The sequence below is a fragment of the Candidatus Clostridium eludens genome, assembly GCF_045310515.1.
GTDB classification, from domain to species: Bacteria; Bacillota; Clostridia; order Clostridiales; family Clostridiaceae; genus Clostridium_B; species Clostridium_B eludens.
On record NZ_JBJHZX010000112.1, the window covers coordinates 1 to 1,954 of the forward strand.

Annotated in this window: 1 protein-coding gene; it reads right to left on the minus strand. The window is 27.8% G+C overall.

Features of this window, described 5'->3' with window-relative positions:
• Positions 1 to 323 precede the first annotated feature (323 nt).
• The gene (locus ACJDU8_RS25375) at positions 324 to 1,826 is read right to left on the minus strand and encodes an NACHT domain-containing protein (protein WP_406794969.1); all 1,503 of its coding nucleotides are present in this window, start codon (positions 1,824 to 1,826) and stop codon (positions 324 to 326) included.
• Between the last annotated feature and the right edge of the window lie 128 nt (positions 1,827 to 1,954).

Sequence of the window (1,954 nt, forward strand, 5' to 3'; positions counted from 1 at the left end):
CCCCATATCTTACTTTCATTTTAATCTTTATTGGGAACTTTCTCAATTTATCTTGTACTATTTTTATTCTAGAACTATGTTTAATCTTTTACGTTTTTAGTTAAACTACCTCTTTCGCATTCCAATTATTAGCCTAATGAGAAGCTGAAACTAATATTTTCTAAACTTTGCATCTACTTTACTGTATCATGTTCATATACATACTTTTCTATATGTCTATCAATTAGAGTATACTCCATTTGCCATTCTCGATTTTGCTCAATAAAATTTTTTTAACAGCTATATTGATAATAATTAGCTGATTTAGCTAATGTTTTTCTCTACTATGAAAAACTAGCAATTATTTGTTCAAATATTTCTTTATGCTTTTTAGATAAGTGTTTCTGAACGAGTATCTCATTAAATCGTCTTCTGTCTTTGGCGCTAAGGTTTCCTAAATCTTTTAGACGGTTGATTATAACTTCCATAGACTCCTCACTGTAAATGCTCAAGCTTTGCCTATCTAGATATAATAAAAATAATATTCTAGAAGGAGAATCTAATCTTTTATATAACTCATCAATTATTCCCCCACACTCATTTCTATGAGAAATTAATTTTTCAAAAATAAACATTTGCTCATAAAACTTTTCACTTAATATCATTTCAACTAGAAAATCTTTATAATAGATCGTTTTTCTTGCTTGAATTGCAAGTAAAATTAACCAATATGATATTCTACTTCCTGCATATTCAAATTTATATTTAGCTATATAATTATATACGTCATCAATCATATAACTTTTATCAAAGTAACTTAAATAATACTCCTTTCTTAGCCTTTTTATGTTGTCAAACTTGAGCAGTTCTATAAAAACATCTGTACATTCAGTTTGTACAAGAATTCTGTAAATTGATCTTACAATTTTTTTGGATTTTTCGGTCATAAGTAGCTTTAACAATTTTAGTCTGACTTTTGGATAATGGATATAACAGGTATACTTAAGGACACCGATTAATTTTTTCCTTACTCTGCTAGCTTTACAGTTAAGTAGTTCAATAATATTATCGATATCATTTTCATTCAAACCTTCACTTGCAATATAATATGAATTCCAAGAGTTCATTGATAGATCCCTAATTTTCGTTTCATTATTTAATTTAATACCTTCCACTAGTCCATAAGCCACTCCAAACTCTTCGAATGATTTATGCATAAAACTTAACTGATTGTCTTTTGATGTGATAAGTCCACAACGTATCAAATCCGAAAAATAATCTTTGTCTTCATTCTTCATTAGAGTAAACATTTCATTGATGCTAATCGATTTATTGAGGTTTGAATTTCTTACAACTTCTACTGATACCAATTTCAAGACTCTTAGCATTTCATAGATGTATGACTCATTATCATTATTATTGAAGTACTTAGTTAATACAGTAATGTATTCAATGTAAAGATTATAAATTGTTATACTTTTCTCACCAAAACCTTCTATTTTCAATTTGAGATACATTAGCAATTGAAGTGGCGAACTCAAATCTAGGAGAAAATTTGATGAATCAATATCGAGTAAGACATTAAATTTTTCAGCAACACTTTTAATTTCTAACGCGTTTAATTCTTGAATATGAGAGTTTGATATGCCTAATTTTTCTGGACTTAATTTTTCAATCACATGAGGTCTTGATGTTATTATTAATGAATGAATATCTCCTTTGCTCATTAGCTTCATTAAGTTTTTTATTCCTGACTCAATATCAAAAATTTCATCCAGACCATCAAGTATTATGATTATTGAAGACTCTTCTATTTTATTTTTATATATTTCTTGAAAAACGCGCACACCTAACTGCTTACAAGAAAACTCAAACGCATTAAATGTATTCTCGGGCACTTGGTGCTAGAATAAAAATAGTACAAGATAAATTGAGAAAGTTCCGAATAAAGATTAAAATAAAAGTAAGATATGGG